This is a genomic window from Dactylosporangium sp. NPDC049525 (assembly GCF_040676755.1).
Lineage (GTDB): Bacteria > Actinomycetota > Actinomycetes > Mycobacteriales > Micromonosporaceae > Dactylosporangium.
Genome location: NZ_JBFAPO010000016.1, coordinates 91,020 through 113,046, shown reverse-complemented (window position 1 = coordinate 113,046; position 22,027 = coordinate 91,020). Strand labels below are relative to the sequence as shown.

At 70.6% G+C, this 22,027-nt stretch carries 17 protein-coding genes and 2 pseudogenes; 5 read left to right on the top strand and 14 right to left on the bottom strand.

Annotated elements, in window-relative coordinates; all coding sequences use genetic code 11:
- Positions 1-10 precede the first annotated feature (10 nt).
- Together AB0K00_RS23615 and pgl are read left to right on the top strand one after the other, a co-directional pair.
- Positions 11-1,024 (top strand): glucose-6-phosphate dehydrogenase assembly protein OpcA, encoded by a 1,014-nt coding sequence (locus AB0K00_RS23615; RefSeq protein WP_363523645.1) that lies wholly within the window; start codon positions 11-13, stop codon positions 1,022-1,024.
- Positions 1,021-1,770, top strand: a complete 750-nt coding sequence (pgl, locus tag AB0K00_RS23610; protein WP_363523644.1) for a 6-phosphogluconolactonase — start codon at positions 1,021-1,023, stop codon at positions 1,768-1,770. Before AB0K00_RS23615 ends, pgl begins: the two co-directional genes overlap by 4 nt.
- A 536-nt stretch (positions 1,771-2,306) precedes the next feature.
- Here pgl and AB0K00_RS23605 read toward each other — a convergent pair.
- From AB0K00_RS23605 to rsgA, 14 genes and pseudogenes are all read right to left on the bottom strand, one after another.
- Positions 2,307-2,645 carry an RNA polymerase-binding protein RbpA gene (locus AB0K00_RS23605; RefSeq protein WP_363523643.1) on the bottom strand — a complete coding sequence of 113 codons (339 nt, stop codon included), beginning with the start codon at positions 2,643-2,645 and terminating at the stop codon, positions 2,307-2,309.
- A gap of 122 nt (positions 2,646-2,767) precedes the next feature.
- A complete protein-coding gene (secG, locus tag AB0K00_RS23600; RefSeq protein WP_363523642.1) occupies positions 2,768-3,025 on the bottom strand; it encodes a preprotein translocase subunit SecG in 258 nt (85 codons plus the stop codon).
- Positions 3,026-3,112: 87 nt separating this feature from the next.
- Entirely contained in the window at positions 3,113-4,786 is a 1,674-nt protein-coding gene (locus tag AB0K00_RS23595; protein WP_363523641.1) for an ABC transporter substrate-binding protein, read from the bottom strand.
- Between the two features lie 271 nt (positions 4,787-5,057).
- The gene (tpiA, locus tag AB0K00_RS23590) at positions 5,058-5,855 is read right to left on the bottom strand and encodes a triose-phosphate isomerase (RefSeq protein WP_363523640.1); all 798 of its coding nucleotides are present in this window, start codon (positions 5,853-5,855) and stop codon (positions 5,058-5,060) included.
- A gap of 3 nt (positions 5,856-5,858) precedes the next feature.
- Positions 5,859-7,046: a phosphoglycerate kinase gene (locus AB0K00_RS23585; RefSeq protein WP_363523639.1), complete on the bottom strand. Its 1,188-nt coding sequence runs from the start codon at positions 7,044-7,046 to the stop codon at positions 5,859-5,861.
- Positions 7,043-8,047, bottom strand: a complete 1,005-nt coding sequence (gene gap / locus AB0K00_RS23580) for a type I glyceraldehyde-3-phosphate dehydrogenase (protein ID WP_363523638.1) — start codon at positions 8,045-8,047, stop codon at positions 7,043-7,045. Before gap ends, AB0K00_RS23585 begins: the two co-directional genes overlap by 4 nt.
- Before the next feature lie 449 nt (positions 8,048-8,496).
- Positions 8,497-9,477, bottom strand: coding sequence for a DNA-binding protein WhiA (gene whiA, locus AB0K00_RS23575; protein ID WP_033359740.1), 981 nt, complete (start codon positions 9,475-9,477; stop codon positions 8,497-8,499).
- Positions 9,468-10,625, bottom strand: coding sequence for a uridine diphosphate-N-acetylglucosamine-binding protein YvcK (yvcK, locus tag AB0K00_RS23570; protein WP_363523637.1), 1,158 nt, complete (start codon positions 10,623-10,625; stop codon positions 9,468-9,470). The genes whiA and yvcK overlap by 10 nt, the downstream gene beginning before the upstream one ends.
- On the bottom strand, positions 10,622-11,518 hold the full coding sequence (gene rapZ / locus AB0K00_RS23565) for an RNase adapter RapZ (RefSeq protein WP_327005491.1): 897 nt from the start codon (positions 11,516-11,518) through the stop codon (positions 10,622-10,624). The genes yvcK and rapZ overlap by 4 nt, the downstream gene beginning before the upstream one ends.
- An 862-nt stretch (positions 11,519-12,380) precedes the next feature.
- Positions 12,381-14,306 (bottom strand): annotated as a pseudogene (uvrC, locus tag AB0K00_RS23560) (excinuclease ABC subunit UvrC); the annotation flags it as partial.
- Positions 14,307-14,395: 89 nt separating this feature from the next.
- On the bottom strand, positions 14,396-14,815 hold the full coding sequence (locus AB0K00_RS23555) for a Rieske (2Fe-2S) protein (protein WP_363523636.1): 420 nt from the start codon (positions 14,813-14,815) through the stop codon (positions 14,396-14,398).
- A 189-nt stretch (positions 14,816-15,004) separates the two neighbouring features.
- Positions 15,005-15,514: a Rieske (2Fe-2S) protein gene (locus AB0K00_RS23550; protein WP_363523635.1), complete on the bottom strand. Its 510-nt coding sequence runs from the start codon at positions 15,512-15,514 to the stop codon at positions 15,005-15,007.
- A gap of 542 nt (positions 15,515-16,056) precedes the next feature.
- Positions 16,057-18,906: pseudogene (gene uvrA, locus AB0K00_RS23545) on the bottom strand (excinuclease ABC subunit UvrA); the annotation flags it as partial.
- Positions 18,907-19,056: 150 nt separating this feature from the next.
- Positions 19,057-20,082: a ribosome small subunit-dependent GTPase A gene (gene rsgA / locus AB0K00_RS23540; RefSeq protein ID WP_363523634.1), complete on the bottom strand. Its 1,026-nt coding sequence runs from the start codon at positions 20,080-20,082 to the stop codon at positions 19,057-19,059.
- 88 nt (positions 20,083-20,170) lie between these two features.
- On the opposite strand from rsgA, the gene AB0K00_RS23535 reads away from it, so the two are divergent.
- The 3 genes from AB0K00_RS23535 (at position 20,171) to AB0K00_RS23525 (ending at position 21,995) form a co-directional block, all read left to right on the top strand.
- Entirely contained in the window at positions 20,171-20,605 is a 435-nt protein-coding gene (locus AB0K00_RS23535; protein WP_363523633.1) for a hypothetical protein, read from the top strand.
- Positions 20,606-20,718: 113 nt separating this feature from the next.
- Positions 20,719-21,405 carry a maleylpyruvate isomerase family mycothiol-dependent enzyme gene (locus tag AB0K00_RS23530; protein WP_363523632.1) on the top strand — a complete coding sequence of 229 codons (687 nt, stop codon included), beginning with the start codon at positions 20,719-20,721 and terminating at the stop codon, positions 21,403-21,405.
- The gene (locus AB0K00_RS23525; protein WP_363523631.1) at positions 21,396-21,995 is read left to right on the top strand and encodes an MBL fold metallo-hydrolase; all 600 of its coding nucleotides are present in this window, start codon (positions 21,396-21,398) and stop codon (positions 21,993-21,995) included. The genes AB0K00_RS23530 and AB0K00_RS23525 overlap by 10 nt, the downstream gene beginning before the upstream one ends.
- Positions 21,996-22,027: the final 32 nt, after the last annotated feature.

The following is a 22,027-nucleotide window of genomic DNA, read 5'->3' as shown; positions in this document are numbered from 1 at the left end:
GATCATCACCATGATCGGACTTTGGGACACCACCGGCATCGAGGTTGTGAAGGCCCTCGCCAACGAGCGGCGCAGCGCCGGCGGGCTCACCAGCGGCCTCGCCCTCACGCTCGTCGCCGTCGTCGACGAACGCCAGGTCCGGGAGGCGGAGGCGGCCGCGACCATCGCCGCGTCCGCGCACCCGTGCCGGCTGCTCATCATCGTGCGCGCCGACGTCACCCAGCAGCGGTCCCGCCTCGATGCGGAGATCGTCGTCGGGGGCCGGCTCGGCCCGTGTGAGGCGGTCGTCATGCGCATGCAGGGCCGCCTGGCGCTGCACGCCGAGTCGGTCGTCATGCCGCTGCTCGCCCCGGACGTGCCGGTGGTGACGTGGTGGCAGTGCGCCCCGCCGGAGCGGATCGCGTATGACCCGCTCGGCGTCGTCGCGGACCGCCGCATCACCGACAGCGCCCAAGCCGCCGACCCCGTCGGCAACCTGCGCGTCCGCGCCGACGACTACGTGCCCGGCGACACCGACCTGTCGTGGTCGCGCATCACCCCGTGGCGCACGCTCCTTGCCGGCGCGTTCGACGCCACCCGGGTCGGCGTCACCGCGGTCGAGATCATCGCCCCGGACACCGACCCGACGGCACCGCTGCTCGGCGGCTGGCTCGAGGCCCGCCTGGGCGTCCACCCGACCCGCCACACGGGCACCGGCAAGATCATGGAGGCGGTGAAGCTGGAGCTCGCCGACGGCAGCACCATGAACCTCGTCCGCGACCTCAACGCCGGCATCGCCACCCTGCAGCGCACCGGCCAGCCCGACCGGATCCTGCCGCTGAGCCGCCGGCCCCTCGGTGAGGAGCTCGCCGAGGAGCTGCGGCGGCTCGACCCCGACCAGCCGTACGCCGCGGCGCTCGCGGCCGCGACCGGCCGGCGCGCCCTCGACGAGCGGCTCGCGCCGCGCGTGCACATCTGGAAGGACCCGGCGCTCGCCGAGCGTCCGGAGGCCACTCCCCCTTCGCTGGAGCCTGTCCCGTCATGACCTCCCAGACGGTCGTCGTCCACGACGGCGCCAAGCTGCTCGCGGCCGCCGTTGCCGCCCGCCTGATCGTCCGGCTCACGGATGCGCAGGCGGAGCGGGGCGTCGCGTCCCTCGTCCTCACCGGCGGCCGCATCGCCGCCCAGATCTACGCCGCGGTCCGCGACAACCCGGCCCGCGACGCCGTCGACTGGTCCCGGGTCGACTTCTGGTGGGGCGACGAACGGTTCCTGCCGTCCGGCGACCCCGACCGCAACGAGACCCAGGCCCGCGACGCCTTCCTGGCGGCGCTGCCGGTCGACCCGGCGCGGGTGCACCCGATGCCCGCGTCGGACGGCCCGCACGGCACCGATGCCGCCGCGGCTGCGGCGGCGTACGCGGCGGAGCTCGACACCGCGGGCGGCGCTGCTGGCGGTGCTGGGTTCGACGTCGTGCTGCTGGGTGTCGGGGAGGACGGGCACGTGGCGTCGGTCTTCCCGGGCCACCCCGTGGGCGCCGACCCGCGGACGGTCGCGGACGTGCACGACAGCCCGAAACCGCCACCGGTCCGGCTCACGCTCACCCTGCCGACGCTCAACACGGCGGCTGAGGTGTGGCTGCTCGCGTCGGGCTCCGGCAAGGCGGACGCGGTGCGGGAGGCCCTGACCGGCTCCCCCGCCACGCTGCCGGCTGCGAAGGTGCACGGCCGGGACCGGACCTTGTGGCTCGTCGACACCGAGGCCACGGAGTCTCTCCCCGCACGGCCTTAACCTCGGCAACCTCGGCGGCGAGCTCGGGGCGCGATCGGCAGGGACAGCGGCGCCACGCTTCGCGCGATGGCGGCTTCCGCCGGGCATCACGCGCCGGCACGACAGCCCGAAGGATTTCCCGGAGTCTGGCACCGAGGATCCTTCGGGTTGTCGCAAGGCCAGGTTGCGGCCATGCCGAGACACGGCCGGACGGCCAGGACGCGGCCGGCGGCCAGACCGAGACATGGCCGGACGGCCAGGCCAGGGGACGCGGCCTGACGGCCAGGCGCGAGGTCAGCGCAGGACGGCCAGGCGCGAGATCAGCGCAGGACGGGCCGCACGCCGAAACCGCGCCGAACCGCCCGCCCGCGTCTGTCACGGCGCGCAAGAACTCCGCACCACCGCCGGCCGGGGCGAACGGTGCTCAGCGGCCCGCGCACCAGTCACGGCACGCCAAGAGCCGGGGCATCACTGGCCGCGCCGAAACGGCGCTCAGCGGCCCGCGCCGCCGCGAAGTGCTGTCGATCAAGGAGCGAGGGCGGGCCGCGACGCGACGGTCAGTTGCGGCGTTGGCGGAGGCGGGCCAGGGCCTCGGCCAGGATCGCCTCGCCGTCCTCTTCGGAGCGGCGCTCCTTCACGTAGGCCAGGTGGGTCTTGTACGGCTCGGTGCGTGGACGCTCCGGCGGGGCCTGTTCGTCCTGGCCTGCCGGCAGTCCGCACCGGGGGCAGTCCCAGGTGGCCGGGGGTGTGATCTCGGCGGCGAAGGCGGGCTCAGTCATGTGCCCGTTGGCGCACCAATAGGTGATGCTGCGGCGGGGGGCCTGTTCACCGCGTTCGGCCCAACGCATGGGGCCGGAACCGACTCGGGTCCCGCGGATGGCGTTACCAGCTGCCACGGCTGCTCGCTCCTGTTCGTCGGGGGGTGCGACGTCGTGCGGAGGCAGGAGTGTGGGCGAAAAACACCTGCGCGCGGCCCGTCGAACGGACCGCGCGCATGAGTGTAGAACGCGGAGCGTGCTCAGGCACCAGTGTTTTGGACAACTTTCAGCCAGAGGCCAAGTCCAACGATGCACGCGAACCAGATGATGCCGACCAGCAGCGTGTAGCGGTCGAGGTTCTTCTCGGCGACCGACGAGCCGGCGAGGCTGGACGAGACGCCGCCGCCGAACATGCTCGAGAGGCCACCGCCCTTGCCGCGATGCAGCAAGACGAGCATGGTGAGCAGCACGCTCGTGACGATGAGCAGCACGATCAGGGTGTAGGCGAACGCCGTCATGGCGCGGTCGTCCTCTCGGTGGGCGGTCAGGCGGGGAGTGCCATTATCGCAAAACAGACGCCAGCTTACTGGACCACGCAGGGTGAACTACGCGAGGCCCACGGCACATAGGTCGGGCTGGCCGAACTGGGGGTGGATGAAGCCGCCGCGGACCTTCGTGCCGGACATCCGCAGGGCTTTCATGTAGATGATCGGGATCGCGACGGCCCGGCTGGCGATCTTCTCGTCGAGCTCGCCCCAGAGCAGGTACTGCCGTTCCGGCACCGACTCCTCCAGGGCCGCGCTGATGTCGTTGTTGATCTCGGGGTCGTTGAGCAGCGCGTAGTTCTGGTTGTTGGTCGCGTTGGCCTTGGTCGGGATCAGGCGGCCGTCGAACAGCGGCGGAATGACGGCCGAGCCGTTGGCCCAGTCGGGGATCCAGCCGGCCCACAGCAGGTCGTTGGTGTTGGCCGGGTTGCCGATGACGTCGAAGTACGTCTCCGGGTCGATGCCGTTGACCTTGATCTGGATGCCGATCTGCTGGTACGTCTCGACCATGGTCGCGGCCAGACGGCGGATGTCCTTCTGCTCCGGGATCGCCAGGGTGAGCGTCGTGGCGCACGGCTTGCCCTTGTTGCGCTGGTCGTCCATCAGCTTCATCGCCACGTCGGGTTTGCCCTCGACGTTGGCGGTGCTGTCGTACAGGTCGAAGTCCTTGTGGGCCTTCAGCTGCTTGGCGATCATCGTGTTGGCGTACTCGCCGAAGACGGAGCCGCCGAGCGCCGCGCGGAACTTGCGCTTGTTGAAAGCGAAGACCAGGGCTCGCCGGCAGTCCAGCTCGGGCATCCGCTTCGTGTTGAGCGACAGGTACCGGATGCCGCCGTAGCTGCCCTGGACGGCGCGTCCGGACAGGGCGGGGTCGTTGACGACCTGCTGCACGAAGTTCGGCGCGACGTTCTTGTCCAGGTCGATCGCCTCGGCCCAGTCGCCCTCGCTCTGGATCAGGTTCGAGGTGACGGTCGGCAGGTCGCCGTTCGCCTCGATCACGATCTTGTCGGGGTACGCCTTGCGCACGCTGTCGGTCTTGCGGTCCCAGTACTGGTTGCGCACGTAGACGAGCTGCTGGTCGGTGTTCTCCTGCAGCTTGTAGGGCCCGTTGGAGAACGGCTTCTTGTCGTATTCGCCCTTGGTGTCCTGTTTGGCGAGGACCGGCGCGAACACGGACATGGCGGCGGTGTAGCCGAAGTCGCCGACCGGCTGGGACAGCGTGAACTTGATGTTGCGGTTGTCGACGCACTGCACGGACTGCAGGCCCTTGCCGTTGTTGTTGCCGCCGACGAACGGGCCCGCGTAGTTGTCGGTGCCGGCCAGGTACGTCTTCGCGTACGGCTGGGCGACCGAGAACAGGCTGGAGAAGCTGCGCTCCACGCCGTACTTCACGTCGGCGCAGGTGATCGGGGAGCCGTCCTCCCAGCGGATGTCGTCCTTGAGCTGGAAGTCCCAGACGCGGTTGCCCTCGCTGGGGCGGCCGGCGTCGGTGGCCAGGTCACCGACGATCTCGCTGGCGGCCTCGCCGGGCTCGGAGCGAAACGTGGTGAGGGTCCGGGTGGTGAGGCGGCTGATGTTGGCCTCGGTCGCGGTCGCGATGCGCTGCGGGTCCAGGTGGGCCGGCTTGGCGCTCACGATGACGCGGATGGTCCCGCCGGTCTTCGGCGGCTGCGGCTGGTTCTCGGCGCCGGCATCGCTGCAGCCCGCCGCCGCCAGCAACGACAGAACAACCAAGGGTGCAACGAAACGCTTGTCGAGCATGCTCGTCCCCACTCGTCATGGTCGACCCGTTCGTGGCGGGTGGCCCTGGCTCTGTCCCGCGGCGTTCGCGGATACCAGCCCTCGCTGTGCGCGGGCGTGTCCGGCAACCCGGTGTAGGGGCTGCGGACCAGGCCACTTTAGGCGGCGTTCATGCCGTACGGAACGCGGGGTGGGACACAAAACAGCGTCGCGCGGCCCTGGTCAGGGCCGCGCGACGCTGCGTTTTACCGCGACTACGTGATGCTTACTTGCCGAGGCGACAAATGCGGACGAAGCCCTCGGCGTCGATGCTGGCGCCACCGACGAGCGCGCCGTCGATGTCGGGCTGCTCGATGATCGCCGCGACGTTGTCGTGCTTGACCGAGCCGCCGTACAGGATGCGGATCCGGTCGGCGGTGCCGCCGGTGTACTTCTCCGCGAGGCGGGTCCGGATCGCGCCGATGACCTCCTGCGCGTTCTCCGGGGTCGCGACCTTGCCGGTCCCGATCGCCCAGACCGGCTCGTAGGCCACGACGATCTTCTCGACCTCGTCGGTCTTGATCTTCTCGAGCGCCGCGTCGAGCTGCGCGAGCGTGTAGCCCACGTGCTCGCCGGCCTCCCGGACCGTGAGGCCCTCACCGACGCAGAGGATCGGGGCGATGCCGTTGCTCAGCGCCGCCTTCACCTTGGCGTTGACGAGCTGGTCGTCCTCGTTGTGGTACTGGCGGCGCTCCGAGTGCCCGACGACGACATACTGGCAGCCCAGCTTCGCCAGCATCGCGCCGGAGATGTCGCCCGTGTACGCCCCGGAGGGGTGCGGGGACAGGTCCTGCGCGCCGTAGCCGATGTTGAGCTTGTCGCCGTCGGTCAGCGTCTGCACGCTGCGGATGTCGACGAACGGGGGCAGCACGACGACCTCGACGGCCTCCAGCTGCGCCTCGTTCAGGCTGAACGCCAGCTTCTGCACCAGGGAGATGGCCTCGAGGTGGTTGAGGTTCATCTTCCAGTTGCCGGCCATGAGCGGCCTGCGCCCGGTTGCCTCGGTCTTCTTGACGTCGGCCATGGCTCAGCCCTCCAGTGCGGTGATGCCGGGCAGGGCCTTGCCCTCGAGGAACTCCAGGGACGCACCGCCACCGGTCGAGATGTGGCTGAACCCGTCCTCGGGGATGCCGAGCGCGCGCACGGCCGCGGCCGAGTCACCGCCGCCGACCACGCTGAAACCGTCGATCTTGGTGATCGCCTCAGCGACGCCCCGGGTGCCGGCCGCGAACGGCGCCAGCTCGAAGACGCCCATCGGGCCGTTCCAGAACACGGTCTTCGCGGACTCGACGGCCTGCGCGAACAGCGCCACCGACTCGGGGCCGATGTCCAGGCCGAGCTCCTCGGCCGGGATCGCGTCCGCGGCGACGGTCTGCGTCTTCGCGTCGGCCGCGAACTTGTCCGCGGTCACCACGTCGACCGGCAGCACGATCTTGTCGCCGCCACGGGCGAGCAGGTCCGCGCAGGTGCCGACCATCTCGTCCTGCAGCAGGCTCTTGCCGACCTCGTGGCCCTGGGCCTTGAGGAAGGTGAAGCACATGCCGCCGCCGATGAGCAGCTTGTCGACCTTCGGCAGGAGCGCCTCGATCACGGCCAGCTTGTCCGAGACCTTCGAGCCGCCCAGGATCACCACATACGGCCGCTCAGGGTCGCCGGTGAGCTTCGACAGCACATCGAGCTCGCGCTGGACCAGGCCGCCGGTGTACCGCGGGAGCAGCGCCGCCACGTCGAACACGCTGGCGTGCTTGCGGTGCACGGCACCGAAGGCGTCGTCCACGTAGACGTCGGCGAACTGGGCCAGCTGCCCGGCGAACTCGCCGCGCTCGGCCTCGTCCTTGCTGGTCTCACCCTTGTTGAAGCGCAGGTTCTCCAGCAGCGCCACGTCACCGTCACCGAGCCCGGCGACGGCGGCCTGCGCGTTCTCGCCGACGGTGTCGGTGGCGAACGCGACCGGCTTGCCCAGCAGCTCGCCCAGACGGTTCGCGACCGGCTGCAGCGTGTACTTCGGGTCGGGCTCGCCCTTCGGGCGGCCCAGGTGCGACACGACGGTGACCCGCGCGCCGGCCTCACGCAACGCGTTGAGCGTCGGCAGGACCGCCCGGATGCGCCCGTCGTCGGTGATCTTGTCTCCGTCGAGCGGGACGTTCAGGTCGGCGCGCAGCAGCACGCGCCGACCCTTGACGCCCTCGCTCAGGAGGTCGTCGAGCGTCTTCACAGGCCGGTGCCCACCAGCGTGACGAGGTCGACGAGACGGTTGCTGTAGCCCCACTCGTTGTCGTACCAGCCGACGACCTTCACCTGGTTGCCGATCACCTTGGTGAGGCCCGCGTCGAAGATGCACGACGCCGGGTCGGTGACGATGTCGCTGGAGACGATCGGGTCCTCGGTGTAGACGAGGATGCCCTTGAGCGGGCCGTCGGCGGCGGCCTTGACCGCGGCGTTGACCTCGTCGACCGTGGTCTCGCGACCGACGGTGACGGTCAGGTCGGTGGCGGAGCCGGTGGGGATCGGCACCCGCAGCGCGTAGCCGTCCAGCTTGCCCTTGAGCTCCGGCAGCACCAGGCCGATGGCCTTCGCGGCACCGGTCGAGGTCGGCACGATGTTCAGGGCGGCGGCGCGGGCGCGACGCAGGTCCTTGTGCGGGCCGTCCTGCAGGTTCTGGTCCTGCGTGTAGGCGTGGATCGTGGTCATGAGGCCACGCTCGATGCCGAACGTGTCGTTGATGACCTTGGCCATCGGCGCAAGACAGTTCGTGGTGCACGACGCGTTGGAGATGATGGTGTGGTTCGCGGCGTCGTACTTGTCCTCGTTGACGCCCAGGACGACCGTGAAGTCCTCGCCCTTGGCCGGCGCCGAGATGATGACCTTCTTCGCGCCCGCGGCCACGTGGACCTTGGCCTTGTCGGCGTCGGTGAAGATGCCGGTCGACTCGATGACGACGTCGGCGCCCAGGTCGCCCCACGGCAGCTTCGACGGGTCACGCTCGGCGAGCGCCTTGAACGTCTTGCCGTTGACGGTGATCTCGTCTGCGGTCGCCTTCACCTCGTAGGGCAGGCGGCCCAGGATGCTGTCGTACTTGAGCAGGTGCGCCAGCGTCGCGTTGTCGGTGAGGTCATTGACGCCCACAACCTCGATGTCAGCGCCCTTGGCCAGCGCCGCACGGAAGAAGTTGCGGCCGATGCGGCCGAAGCCGTTGATGCCAACCCGGATGGTCACTTCGACACATCTCCTCGCCTCGTCGCGGCCGGCCGTTGCCGATGCCGGTCGCCCGTGAGTGATCATGGCTCGCCCGGTCGGGGGCCTGATCGCTGAGGCCCATGAGCGGGGAGCGGCCGCGTGGAGCGGCATACGGACGGCTTCGTCGCCGAACAGGAAAACCCTATCGCCTTGGGGCCGCCGGACTGGCGCCGGGGTGTCTGAGCACACAGCCCGGCTCCGGTTTTCCCCCGACCGGCCACCGGGCACCCGGACGTGCCGGCGACCCGCCCGGGCGCCGGCCGCCTGAGGTCGCGGCGCGGCCGGCCACGGCCGCGGGCTTGTCACGACCGCAGGTCGTGGCGGCGCAACTGCACGCGGACATGGCAGGGAAGGCCGTCAAGGCCTGACCGGTGGCTGACGGGAGCTCCGGACCTTGACCTCGACGGACCGGAGCCCGCATGGATGGGCTAACTGACCAGCATCTCCGGGGTGACGGCGGATTCGGTGTCCGGGATCCCGAGGTCGCGGGCGCGCTTGTCGGCGAGGGCGAGGAGACGCCTTATGCGTCCGGCGATCGCGTCCTTCGTGAGCGGCGGGTCCGCGAGGGCACCGAGCTCCTCCAGGGACGCCTGCCGGTGCTCCAGGCGCAGGGTGCCGGCGCTGAACAGGTGTTCGGGGGCGTTGTCGGCGAGGATCTCCATGGCGCGGGCGACGCGGGCGGCGGCGGCAACCGCGGCGCGGGCGGAGCGGCGCAGGTTGGCGTCGTCGAAGTTGGCCAGGCGGTTGGCGGTGGCCCTGACCTCGCGGCGGACCCGGCGTTCCTCCCACGTGAGGACGCTCTGGTGCGCGCCGATCCGGGTGAGCAGCGCGGCGATCGCGTCGCCGTCCTTGACCACGACCCGGTCGACGCCGCGGACCTCGCGGGCCTTCGCGGTGATGCCGATGCGCCGGGCGGCGCCGACAAGCGCCAGCGCGGCCTCGGGGCCCGGGCAGGTGATCTCCAGCGCGCAGCTGCGGCCCGGCTCGGTCAGCGAGCCGTGTGCCAGGAACGCGCCACGCCACGCCGCGACGGCGCAGCACATGTTGGCCGACACGACGTGCGGCGGCAGGCCACGGACGGGCCGGCCACGGACATCGAGCAGGCCGGTCTGCCGCGCGAGGGCCTCGCCGTCCTTGACCACCCGCACGATGAAGTGGCTGGCCTTGCGCAGGCCACCGGAGGCAAGGACGTGAATCTCGCTCTGATACCCGTAGACCTCGGAAACCTCCCGTCGCAGCCGGCGGGCGGCGGCGTTGGTGTCGAGTTCGGCCTCGACGACCACCCGCCCGGAGACGATGTGCAATCCGCCCGCGAAGCGGAGCAGCGCGGCCATCTCGGCGCGCCGGCAGCAGGGTTTGGCTACGTCCACCCTGCTCAGCTCGTCCTTGACCGCAGCGGTCATCGCCATTCTGTCGTCACCTCGCGGGGCTCAATCGAACTGTCGGTCGTGCTGCTCAGCAGTGGTTCCAAGGCTGTGGCCAGCGCGTGCGGGTCGTGCAGCGGTGCTCCGTCCGCGACGGCCACCGGCGCGAGCACCAGACGGGCACCCAGCGATTCTGCCGCACGATGGACCGGTTCGGGGTCGCCTACGGCTTTCCCGTCGGCAAGAACTACATCGACGTGCAGCCCAGGTAGATAACGACGCAGGGCGGCAAGGTGTTCCGGCAGGGTCAATCCAGCCGTTTCACTGTCGGGTGCCAGGTTGAGCGTGACCAGGCGCTTTGCCGCACTCATGGAGATCGCTGCGGCGAGTTCCGGCACCAGCAGATGCGGAATTACGCTGGTGAACCACGACCCGGGCCCGAACAGCAGCCAGTCCGCGCCGGTGGTCGCCTGGACCGCCTCGACGCAGGCCGCGGGCGCCGCGGGCACCAACCGGACCCGGTCGATCGTCTTGAGGGTGACGGCGACGGCGTGCTGACCGCGCACCGTGACGACCTCGCCACCTTCCGACAGGTCCGCCTCGATGTGCAGCGGCTGCCGCGACATGGGCAGCACCCGCCCGTCGCAACGGAGCATCTCCGCCGCCTGGTCCAGCGCGACGACCGGGTCGCCGGCGAGCTCCATCAGCGCGCACAGCACGAGGTTGCCGACGGGATGCCCGGTGAGGTCGTCGGTACCGCCGAACCGGTGCTGGAACACCTCGGCGATCGCCTCCTCGTCGGCGAGCGCGGCGAGTGCCTGCCGCAGGTCACCGGGCGGCAGGATGTCGCGGGTCGCGCGCAGCCGCCCGCTGGATCCCCCGTCGTCGGCGACGGTGACGACGGCGGTGATGTCCAGCGGCGTGTCCTGGTGGATGAGCCGCAGCGCCCGCAGGGACGCGGACAGGCCGTGCCCACCGCCGAACGCAACGACCCGGACCGGACGCCGCCCGGCCGGCGTCGCTTGGTCCTCGGCCGCCGTGCCGTAGCTTTTGGCCTTTGCGCCGTTGCCCTCGGCCGCGGTGCCGTGGCTTTGAGCCCTTGCGCCGTTGCCCTCGGCTGCGGTGCCGTGGCCTTTGGCCGCGGTGCCGTGGTCGATTGCCGCGCCGTTCTCGCGGCGCCGCGCAACACTCATTCGCGCCCCAGGTCGCGGTGCTGCGGGGCGGCGGCGAGACGCATCTCGCGCAGGCGGCGTGCGAGCTCCTCGGCGATCGCGACGCTGCGGTGCTTGCCGCCGGTGCAGCCGACCGCGATCGTGAGGTAGCGCTTGCCCTCACGCTCGAACCCGGGCGCCGTGGCGTTGATCAGCCGGGCATACGTCTCCACGAACGTGACCGCGCCCCGCTGGCCGAGCACGTAGCGGCTGACGTCGGTCTCGCGGCCGGTGTGCTCGCGCAGCTCCGGCACCCAGTACGGATTCGGCAGGAACCTCGCGTCGAGGACGAAGTCGGCGTCGGGTGGCAGGCCGTACTTGAACCCGAACGAGAGCACCGTGACCCGGATCTGGGTGGTGTCTTCCTCGCCGAACATCTCCTCGATGCGACCGCGGAGCTGGTTGACGTTGAGGTGGCTCGTGTCGATCAGCACGTCGGCCTGCTCGCGGGCCTCCTGCAGCAGCTTGCGCTCCGCGGCGATGCCGTCGGAGAGCCGGCCGCCGCCCTGCAGCGGGTGGGAGCGGCGCACGCTCTCGAACCGCCGGATCAGCACCTCGTCATCGGCGTCGACGAACACCATCCGTGGGTTGAACCCGCGCTCCCGCAACGACTTCACCGCACCTGGCAGGTCCGTGGAGAAGGCATGGCTGCGCACGTCGAGCACCATCGCGGTCCGCCGCGCCGCGCCCCTCGCCGCAAACGCCAACTCCGCCATGTCGAGCAGCAACGCCTGTGGCAGGTTGTCCACGACGTAGTACCCGACGTTCTCCAGCGCCCGGGCGACCGTGCTGCGGCCGCCGCCGGAGACCCCCGTCACAATGACCAGGTCGGTCGTCGTGCGGTCGGGCGCTGCCGGCGCTTCTTCGCTCACCACGTCGATGAGTTTATGTCGTGCCGTCCGCCGGTCTGACACGTCGGTCGGTTTGTACCTTTTCCGGGTTGCCGACAGAGCCGTTCGGCGTCGCGCCGGGAGCGTTCGGCGTCTCGCGGCCAGGGAAGGCGTCGACACCGGCAGCGGCATCGTCGCGTGCGGCCCCGCCTGCGCCAACTGAGCCTGGCCCGGCTGGTCCCGGCCCCGCTGCTTCTACCCCGACCGCTCCTGACCCGATTGCTCCTGACCCGACTACTCCTGACCCGACTGCCGCCGTCGCGACTGCTCCCGGCGCGACTGTTGCCGGCCCGAATGCTCCCGGCCCACCTACTGCCGGCGCGGTTGCTGCCGACGCGGAGGTGCTGACCGGGTGACGGTCGGCGGGCCTGGCTTCGTCTGGCATGAGCTCGATCACGATGACAGGAGTGCCGACGTCGGGGCCCGGGGCTGGTGCCCTGGGTACGTCAGGTCGCACGGCGCTGCTGGACACCGCCGTGCCGTCCTCCCCGGACAGCACCGGGCCGTCGCGGTCGGCAAGATCCGCGCCCAGTGGAACCTCGGGCTCCCCCGCCGTCGGTGGCAGGTCGACGGGCAGCGAACCGTCGCCCAGCGCGCCGGCCGCCAGACGCGAACCCGACACGGGAAGGGCACCCGACGCCGGACGTGCACTCGACACTGGAAGCGCACCCGACGCGGGAAGCGCACTCGACGCGGGAAGCGCACCCGACGCGGGAAGCGCGCCCGACGCCGGAGGCGCACTCGACACGGGAAGCGCACCCGGCGCCGGAGGCGCACCCGACGCGGGAAGCGCACTCGACGCGGGAAGCGCTCGAGGTGAGGGTGGCGCCTCGGGGGGTGGGCCGTTGAGGGCGGTGAGGATCGCGTCGGCGGTGCGGCGGCCGATGCCGGGGACCTCGGCGATCTCGTCGATGCTGGCCGCCTTCAGCCGCTTCAAGGAGCCGAAGTGCCGCAGCAGCGCCTTGCGGCGGATCTCGCCGAGGCCGGGCACGTTGTCCAATGTGGAGGTGGTCATGCGCTTGGAGCGCTTCTGCCGGTGATAGGTGATGGCGAACCGGTGGGCCTCGTCGCGGGCGCGTTGCAGCAGATAGAGGCCCTCGGAGGCGCGGGGCAGGATCACCGGGAACTCGTCGTCGGGGAGCCAGACCTCCTCGAGACGCTTGGCCAGGCCGCAGATGGTGATGTCGTCGATGCCGAGGTCGAGCAGGACCTGGGCGGCGGCGTTGACCTGGGGCTGGCCACCGTCGACGACGACCAGCTGCGGCGGATAGGCGAACTTGCGGGGGCGGCCGGTGGTCGGGTCGATGCCGGGGCGGGACGGATCCACGTCGCCGGCGGTGAGGTCGGCGGCGGCGAGCTCGTCGATCTCGACCTTGGCGTCGAGATAGCGGGCGAACCGGCGGCGCAGCACCTCGGACAGCGCGGACACGTCGTCGGTCGCGCCATTGACCGCGAAGCGCCGATATTCACTCTTCCGGGACAGGCCGTCCTCGAAGACGACCATGCTGGCGACGACGTCGGTGCCCTGGATCTGGGAGACGTCATAGCACTCGATGCGCAGCGGGGCGGTCTGCATGCCGAGCGCCTCGGCGATCTCCTCCAGGGCCTTGCTGCGGGTGCTGAGGTCGCCGGCGCGGCGCAGCTTGTGCTGCTGGAGTGCCTGCTCGGCGTTGCGGGCGACGGTCTCGGCGAGGATCTTCTTGTCGCCGCGCTGCGGCACGCGGATCGCCACCCGGCTGCCGCGCAGGTTGCTCAGCCAGTCGGCGAGCGCGTCGACGTCGGCGGGCAGCTCCGGGACGAGCAGCTCCTTGGGCAGGTCGGCGGGGTCGGCGCCGGCCTCGGCACCGTAGATCTGGCTGCAGAAGTGGTGGACGAGGTCGCCGGCGCTGAGGTCCTCGGTCTTCTCCACGACCCAGCCGCGCTGGCCGCGGACCCGGCCGCCGCGCACGTGGAACACCTGCACCGCCGCTTCCAGCGGGTCGTCGGCGAACGCGACCACGTCGGCGTCGGTGCCGTCGCCGAGGACGACCGCCTGCTTCTCCACCGCCCGGCGCAGGGCGCCGAGGTCGTCGCGGATGCGGGCGGCGCGCTCGAAGTCGAGCTCGTCGGAAGCGGCGAACATCTCCCGCTCGAGCCGCTTGACCATGGTGTCGGTCTTGCCGGCCATGAAGTCGCAGAAGTCCTCGACGATCCGGCGGTGCTCGTCCTCGGTGACCCGGTCGACGCACGGCGCGGAGCACTTGCCGATGTAGCCCAGCAGGCAGGGGCGGCCGATCTGGCCGGCGCGCTTGAAGACACCCGACGAGCAGGTCCGCGCCGGGAACACGCGCAGCAGCAGGTCGAGGGTCTCGCGGATCGCCCAGGCGTGGGCATAGGGGCCGAAGTAGCGCACGCCCTTGCGCTTGGCGCCGCGCATCACCTGCAGGCGCGGATAGGCCTCGTCGAGGGTGACCGCCAGATACGGATAGCTCTTGTCGTCGCGATAGCGGACGTTGAACCTGGGGTCATACTCCTTGATCCAGTTGTATTCGAGCTGCAGCGCCTCGACCTCGGTGCCGACCGTAACCCAGTCGACCTTCGCGGCGGTGGTGACCATCTGCTGCGTGCGGGCGTGCAGGGTCCACACGTCGGCGAAATACGAGTTGAGCCGCTGCCGGAGGCTTTTGGCCTTGCCCACGTAGATGACACGGCCCGACGGATCGCGGAACCGGTAGACCCCCGGCGTGTCGGGAATGGTCCCGGACGCGGGTCGATACGTGGACGGATCTGGCACTCTTCGAGACTATCCGGGGGGTACGACAGAAACAGGGTCGGCCGCCCCCTCTCGGCCGGCCCCGTTCCGTGTCGTCTGGCTGTGCCGCCCTACGCCAGGGAGATGTTGTCCCCGTCGATCTTCAGGCTCTTCTCGGCCAGGCCCTTGGTCGCGGGACCGTTCTTGACCGAGCCGTCCGCCGCGGAGAACGCACTGCCGTGGCACTTGCAGTTGATGGCACCGGAGGCGACGTCGGAGACGACGCACGACTGGTGCGTGCAGATCGAGCTGAAGGCCTTGAACTGACCTGCCTCCGGCTGAGTGACGACAACACCGCCGCCGTCCTTGAAGATCTTGCCGCCGCCGACGGGGATGTCGGCCTTGGTTGCCAGGACGCCCGATGCGGCACCGCCGGTGCTGTCCCCCGTCGAGCCGCTGTCGTCACTGTCGTCTCCACAGGCGGCGAGCACCGTCACGGCCGTGATTCCGGCCGCTCCGGCGAGCACCGCGCGGCGAGTCGTGTCACTCATAGGCTCCTCCAAGGTCGTTGGCCTGCTGGCTACGCCAGGAAATACGTAGATCATGGAGCGTACGGTTCAATGCTCAACAAAGTCTGAGAATCTGTTACCCGCGCGTGACCTTGGGTGACGCCCAGGTCACAGCAGCCGACGCCGCGTGAACCGGCCCGTTCGCGAATCGTCTGACGTACAGCGCCCGGCTCAGGCCTGCACGACGTAGCCGGACTGCACCTTCACCGGCACGCCGCTCAGCCCGCGCGTCGCCGGGCCCCGCGCGAGACTGCCGTCCGCGATCTTGAACTGGGAGTTGTGGCCCGGGCACATGATCGTCGTCGCGCCGGCCGTCGGAGGGTCGACGAGGACCCCCATGTGCGGGCAGCTGGCCTGGTACGCCTTGAACGTCCCCTGCTTCGCCTGGACGACGAGGATCGTGTCCTTGGCGATCACGCCGCCGCCCACGGGCACGTCCTTCACGGCCACGAGCGCGTCCGCCGGCGGTGCCGCGTCGCTGGCGCCGGCCGCGGGTGCGGTGTTGTCGAACGGGTTGCCCGCCGTGGTCGGCGCCGCCGACGGGGGTGCCTGGCTGCCTGTGGCGGCCGGGGTCTTCTCGTCGTCGCCGCAACCCGCCAGCACCGTCACGCCGAGCGCACCGGCGCCCAGCAGCAGCGTCCGCCGAGCGGAGCAGGGGTTGAACACGTCCTGGACCGGCACGTCTTCCTCCTGAGGTGAGGCCTTGCCAGCGGCCACCGTAGCAGCGCGCGATCTCCCCCGCCCCTCGGTCTGCCACACCGCCGGCAGGCACGCGCCGGCGGGCCCCACCGGCACCAGCAGCCGGTGCGGATGGGGCCCGCCGATACGACGGATCAGCCCTTCGCCGCCGCTTTCTTGGCGGGAGCCCGCTTCGCGGGCGCCGCCGCAGCCGGACTCGCCTTCGCCGCCGCCGCGCCCTTGGCAGTGGTGCTCCCGGCCGCAGCGCTCTTGGCCGCGGTGCTCTTGGCGGGGGTGGTGGCCTTGGCGACCGTCGCCTTCGCGGCCGCGGCCTTGGTGGGGCGGCGGGTCGTGGCCGCCGGGGCCGGGTCGTCGGCGGTCGGCAGGTCGTCGGGCTCGACCGTGGTCGCCGTCGAACGGGTCCGCGCCCCGGTGGACCTGCGCGTCGCCCCCGAGCGGGCCGTGCCCGCGCCGGGACCGTTGGCCTTGGCCGCCCGGTCACGGGCCGCGGTGTCACGGGGCGAGGTGTGGGACGTGTCGCCCACGTCGCCCTTGAGACCCAGGACGGGCCGCAGGAACTGGCCGGTGTGGCTCTCGGCGATCTCCGCGACCTCCTCCGGCGTGCCGACGGCAATGACCATGCCGCCCTTGTGGCCGCCCTCGGGGCCCATGTCGATGATCCAGTCCGCGGACTTGATCACGTCGAGGTTGTGCTCGATGACGATGACGGTGTTGCCCTTGTCGACGAGGCTCTGCAGCACGATCAGCAGCTTGCGGATGTCCTCGAAGTGCAGACCGGTGGTCGGCTCGTCCAGCACGTAGACGGTGCGGCCGGTGGAGCGTTTCTGCAGCTCCGAGGCGAGCTTGACGCGCTGGGCCTCGCCGCCGGACAGCGTCGGCGCGGGCTGGCCGAGCCGCACGTAGCCGAGGCCGACGTCGTTGAGGGTCTTCAGGTGCCGGTGGATGGCCGGGATCGCCTCGAAGAACCCCGCGGCCTCCTCGATCGGCATGTCGAGGATCTCCGCGATCGTGCGGCCCTTGTAGTGCACTTCAAGGGTTTCGCGGTTGTACCGGGCACCTTTGCAGACCTCGCACGGCACGTACACATCCGGCAGGAAGTTCATCTCGATCTTGATCGTGCCGTCGCCGGCGCACGCCTCGCAGCGGCCGCCCTTGACGTTGAACGAGAAGCGGCCCGGGCCATAACCGCGGACCTTGGCCTCGGTCGTCTCGGCGAACAGCTTCCGGACGTTGTCGAACACGCCGGTGTAGGTCGCCGGGTTGGAGCGGGGGGTGCGGCCGATCGGTGACTGGTCCACACCGACGACCTTGTCGACCTGGTCGAGCCCGGAGATGCGGGTGTGCCGGCCGGGCACCATGCGCGCACCGTTGACGACATTGGCCAGGACCGCGTGCAGGATGTCGTTGACCAGGGTCGACTTGCCGGAGCCGGACACCCCGGTCACGGCGACGAACTGCCCGAGCGGGAACGGCACCGTCAGGTTCTGCAGGTTGTGCTCGCGGGCGCCGACGACGACCAGTTCGCGGCCCGGGGTGCGGGGGCGGCGGATCTCGGGGGTCGGGATGCTGCGCCGCCCGGCCAGATACGCGCCGGTCACCGAGTCCTCCGCGGTCAGCAGGTCGTCGAAGGTCCCGCTGTGCACGACCCGGCCGCCGTGCTCGCCGGCGCCGGGGCCGATGTCGACGATCCAGTCGGCGGTGCGGATCGTGTCCTCGTCGTGCTCGACCACGATCAGCGTGTTGCCGAGGCGCTTGAGCCGGGTCAGGGTCTCGATGAGCCGATGGTTGTCGCGCTGGTGCAGGCCGATGCTGGGCTCGTCGAGCACATACAGCACGCCGACGAGACCGGAGCCGATCTGCGTGGCGAGCCGGATGCGCTGCGCCTCGCCACCGGACAGAGTGCCCGACGCGCGGTCCAGGGACAGGTAGTCGAGGCCGACGTCGACCAGGAACCGCAACCGGGCGTTGATCTCCTTCAGGACCCGCTCGGCGATGAGCTTCTGCCGGTCGGTGAGGGACATCGCGCCCAGCAGGTCGGCGCAGTCACCGACGGACAGGTTGCAGATGTCGGCGATGCTGTGCCCGGCGATGGTGACCGCGAGGATCTCCGGCTTGAGCCGGGTCCCGCCGCAGGTGCCGCACGGCACGTCGCGCATGTATCCCTCGTACTTGTCGCGGGACCAGTCGCTCTCGGTGTCGGCGTGCCGGCGCTCGATCCACTGCACCACGCCCTCGAAGCCGGTGTAGTAGGAGCGCTCCCGCCCGTACTTGTTGCGGTAGCGGACGTGGACCTGGTCGTCCGACCCATACATGATCGCCTTCTGCGCCCGCGAGGACAGCGCCCGCCACGGGGTGTCGAGGTTGAAGCCCGCCTCCGCCCCGAGCGCCTCCAGCAGGCGGAGGAAATACTCCAGGGTGTGGCCGGTGGCCCAGGGCGCGATCGCGCCGCCGCGGAGCGTCTGCTCCGGGTCGGGGACGATCAGCTCCGGGTCGACCTCCTTCTTGGTGCCGATGCCGGTGCAGTCGGGGCAGGCGCCATAGGGCGCGTTGAACGAGAACGCCCGGGGCTCGAGGTCCTCGATCGACAGCGGGTGCTCATTGGGGCAGGCGAGATGCTCGGAGAAGAGCCGCTCCCGGTGCTCGTCGCCCTCGGGCAGGTCGACGAACTCGAGGATGACGATGCCGGCGGCCAGCTTCAGCGCGGTCTCGACCGAGTCGGTGAGCCGCTGCTTCGAGGTCGGCTTCACCGAGAGCCGGTCGACGACCACCTCGATGGTGTGCTTCTCCTGCTTCTTGAGCTTCGGCGGCTCGGTGAGGGGGTGCACCACGCCGTCGATGCGCGCCCGGGCATAACCCTTGGACTGCAGCTCCTGGAACAGGTCGAGGTATTCGCCCTTGCGGCCGCGCACGACCGGGGCGAGGACCTGGAAGCGGGTCCCCTCCTCCATCGCCAGGACCCGGTCGACGATCTGCTGCGGGGTCTGCCGCGTGATCAGCTCGCCGCAGATGGGGCAGTGCGGCTCGCCGATGCGCGCATACAGCAGTCGCAGGTAGTCATATACCTCGGTGATCGTGCCGACCGTCGAGCGCGGGTTGCGCGAGGTCGACTTCTGGTCGATGGACACCGCCGGCGACAGTCCTTCGATGAAGTCGACGTCGGGCTTGTCCATCTGGCCGAGGAACTGCCGCGCATAGGACGACAGCGACTCGACATACCGCCGCTGCCCCTCGGCGAAGATCGTGTCGAACGCGAGGCTCGACTTCCCCGAGCCGGACAGCCCGGTGAACACGATCATCGCGTCGCGCGGCAGGTCGAGACTGACGTCACGGAGGTTGTGCTCCCGAGCGCCACGGATGATCAGACGATCCAACATGCTTCCCCTTGGCAGTGAATATGCCCGCCAGCAGCGGCAAAGAGTCCGGCAGCAGCGATTTTGTCCGGTTCGGACACCCTCTCGGTGCCAGCCGACAACTCTAGCCAGGGGGTATGACAATTTTCCGCGCCCGAACGAGGGAACCCTCCGCTACGGGCGTGCCAGTCGTCGCCGGTCGCGGCTTTCGCGTTTCAGCCGCCGTACCGATGCAAGCTTCTGCTCTTTCTGCAGTTTCTGCCAACTCGCGAAGCGCCGGGGGCTGAGCTCCCCGTCCTCCACCGCGTCGCGGACCGCGCAGCCAGGCTCTTCGCCATGGCGACAGTCGTCGAACCGGCACAGCGTCGCGAGCTGCGTCACGTCCGCGAATGCCCGGTCGAGACCCGCCACGGTGTCGAACATGCCGACGAGTCGTACCCCGGGCGTGTCGAGGACCGCCCCGCCGCCCGGCATCGGGATCAATGCCCGATATGTGGTGGTGTGCCGCCCGCGGCCGTCGCCGCGCAACGTCTGCGTCTGCATGACCTGCGCCCCAGCGAGCGCGTTGACCAGGCTCGACTTGCCGGCGCCGGACTGCCCGAGCAGGCCCAGCGTCCTGCCGTGCGCCACGTGCGGGCGCAACGCGTCCAGCCCCATGCCGGTGCGGGCGCTGACGGCATGGACCTCGACCCCACCCGGCATCTGCCCGGCAATGGCCTCGGGGTCGGCGGCGAGATCACATTTGGTCAGGACGAGCACCGGCCGCGCCCCCGACTCCCAGGCCAGCGCGAGCAGCCGCTCGATACGACCGAGATCCGGCGACGGGTCGATCGGCTCCACGACCGCGACCGTGTCCACATTGGCGGCCAGGACCTGCCCGTAGGACTCCTCGCCGGCGACCGCACGGACGATCGCGGTGCGTCTGGGCAGCACCGCTTCGGCGGTCAGCCGGCCGTCCGGCCACGTCCGCACGACGAGCCAGTCCCCCGCGCACGGCAGCGACTCGGGATCCGCCGCGCCGCGGGCCAGCAGGCCACCCGACAGGCTCGCCCGCAGCGGGCCGTCGGAGGCGAGCGCGGTGCAGACACCCCGGTCGACGCGGCTGACCCGCGCCGGTCGTTGACCGGGCTGGTCGAACCGGCCGGAGTACAGCGCGGCGTATGCGTCGTCCCAGCCCAGAGCCGACAGGTCAATAATCATGAACATCCTTCCGAACCCGTGTTCGGAAATCCACGGTAGGTAGCGCGTCCACACCGCGAAACCGAATATCGGCGTTATCGTCGGGTGCGTGCTCCCCTCGCATGTGCTGGCCAGCGCCGTCGGACTGCGCTTGGACCGGGCGGACGTCCAGTGGCACGTCTCACCCGGCCAGGACGACTCGCTCATGCGCTTCTGGCTGACCTTCTCCGGTGTCTCGTACGGGTTCCACGTCGGCGCCGAGGACGAGATCCTCGACGTCATCGTCGAGGAGCGCGGCACCGACGCCGACATGGGCATCTACGGCCGGCTCGAGGTCAGGACGGCCGCCGCGGAAGATCCTGCCGCCGCCGCCGTCGGGCAGCGGCTCGTGGCCGTGCACGACCTGTACGCCGGCTACCTGGGCAAACCCATCGGGGCCAGGCTCAGCTTCGAACATGTCGACCTCAGCGTCGCCGACTGGGAGGACGAGCTGCACTGGGCGGCCGGCGACCTGCCACCTGCCGTGGGCGTCCGGCAGCGCTGATCCCGCGGCGATGTCGCTGGTACGGCGGTGCTGGTGCGGTTGGCAGCGGCGGCGCTGTTGTGGCGCTGCGCGGTGGCGCTGATTGTGTCGGGGGGCGGCGGTAGGGTTGGGCGGTGACGGCTGATCCGCTTGTGCTGAGTGCCGAACTCGACCGCGCCACCGCCCGGCTGCTCGACACGGTCCGCACCCTCGACGGCAACGGTCTCGTCGTCCCGTCCCGGTGCGACGGATGGACCCGCGGGCACGTCGTGACCCACCTCGCCCGCAACGCCGACGCCTACCGCAACCTGCTGAGCTGGGCTCGGACGGGGGTGCGGACCCCGGCGTATGCGAGCCCGGAGGCGCGCGAGGCGGGCATCACCGGCGGCGCCGCCCGCCCGCACGAGGAGCAGCTCGCCGACCTCACCACCGCCTGCGACCTGCTCCGCGAGTCGATCGCCACGGCGCCCGCGGAGAGCTGGACCGCGCTGGTCGAGTGGGGCTCCACCGGCCCCGTGCCGGCCGCCCGGATCGTCTGGTCCCGCATCTGCGAGGTCGAGCTGCACCACGTCGACCTGGACGCCGGGTACGGGCCTGCGCACTGGCCCGCCTCGTTCACGCGGCGCGTCCTGCACGACCCCGCCACCCCGCACGTGGCGACCCTGGTGTCCGACGACGGCACCAAGCTGCTGTCCGTCGACGGCGACACCGTGGTCACGGGGCCGGCGCACCTGCTCGCCGCGTGGCTCACCGGCCGCGGCGACGGCACCGGCCTGACCAGCTCCACCGGCGACCTTCCCAGCCTGGAGGCATGGAAATGAGCAGCCTGACGTTCACCAAGCTGTCCGTCGGCCCGATGGACAACAATGCCTATCTGCTCCGGTGCACGACCACCGGCGAGGGCCTCCTGATCGACGCGGCCAACGATGCTGAACGGCTGCTCCAGCTGATCAACTCGTCCTCCAACGGGATTTCGACCGTTGTCACTACGCACCGTCACCAGGATCACTGGATGGCCTTGGAGGACGTGGTCGCGGAGACTGGCGCGGCATCCCTGGCGCACGCCGCGGACGCCGCGGAGATTCCGGTCGTGACGGGCACCTTGGCGGACGGCGACACCTTCTCACTCGGCGACTGCGACCTGACCGTGATCCATCTCGTCGGGCATACACCGGGGTCGATCGCGCTGTACCACGACGGTCACCTCTGGACCGGCGACGCCCTGTTCCCCGGCGGGGTCGGCAACACGTGGGGCGACAAGGCGAACTTCGAGTCGCTGATCAACGACGTGTCGACGAAGATCTTCGACCGGTTCCCCGACGAGACCGAGTTCCACCCGGGGCACGGCAAGGACTCGACACTGGGCGCGGAACGGCCGTCGCTGCCGGAGTGGCGCGCCAGAGGCTGGTAGGCGGCCGGTCCTGCCACACCCGGCTCTAGAGA

Excerpts from the sequence above, each read along its gene's own strand:
- tpiA (WP_363523640.1), bottom strand. The coding sequence starts at position 5,855 with ATGGCCGACGTCAAGAAGACCGAGGCAACCGGGCGCAGGCCGCTCATG.
- AB0K00_RS23555 (WP_363523636.1), bottom strand. The coding sequence starts at position 14,815 with ATGAGTGACACGACTCGCCGCGCGGTGCTCGCCGGAGCGGCCGGAATC.
- yvcK (WP_363523637.1), bottom strand. The coding sequence starts at position 10,625 with ATGAGTGTTGCGCGGCGCCGCGAGAACGGCGCGGCAATCGACCACGGC.
- rsgA (WP_363523634.1), bottom strand. The coding sequence starts at position 20,082 with ATGATTATTGACCTGTCGGCTCTGGGCTGGGACGACGCATACGCCGCG.
- pgl (WP_363523644.1), top strand. The coding sequence starts at position 1,021 with ATGACCTCCCAGACGGTCGTCGTCCACGACGGCGCCAAGCTGCTCGCG.
- AB0K00_RS23525 (WP_363523631.1), top strand. The coding sequence starts at position 21,396 with ATGGAAATGAGCAGCCTGACGTTCACCAAGCTGTCCGTCGGCCCGATG.
- secG (WP_363523642.1), bottom strand. The coding sequence starts at position 3,025 with ATGACGGCGTTCGCCTACACCCTGATCGTGCTGCTCATCGTCACGAGC.
- AB0K00_RS23615 (WP_363523645.1), top strand. The coding sequence starts at position 11 with ATGATCGGACTTTGGGACACCACCGGCATCGAGGTTGTGAAGGCCCTC.
- whiA (WP_033359740.1), bottom strand. The coding sequence starts at position 9,477 with ATGGCGATGACCGCTGCGGTCAAGGACGAGCTGAGCAGGGTGGACGTA.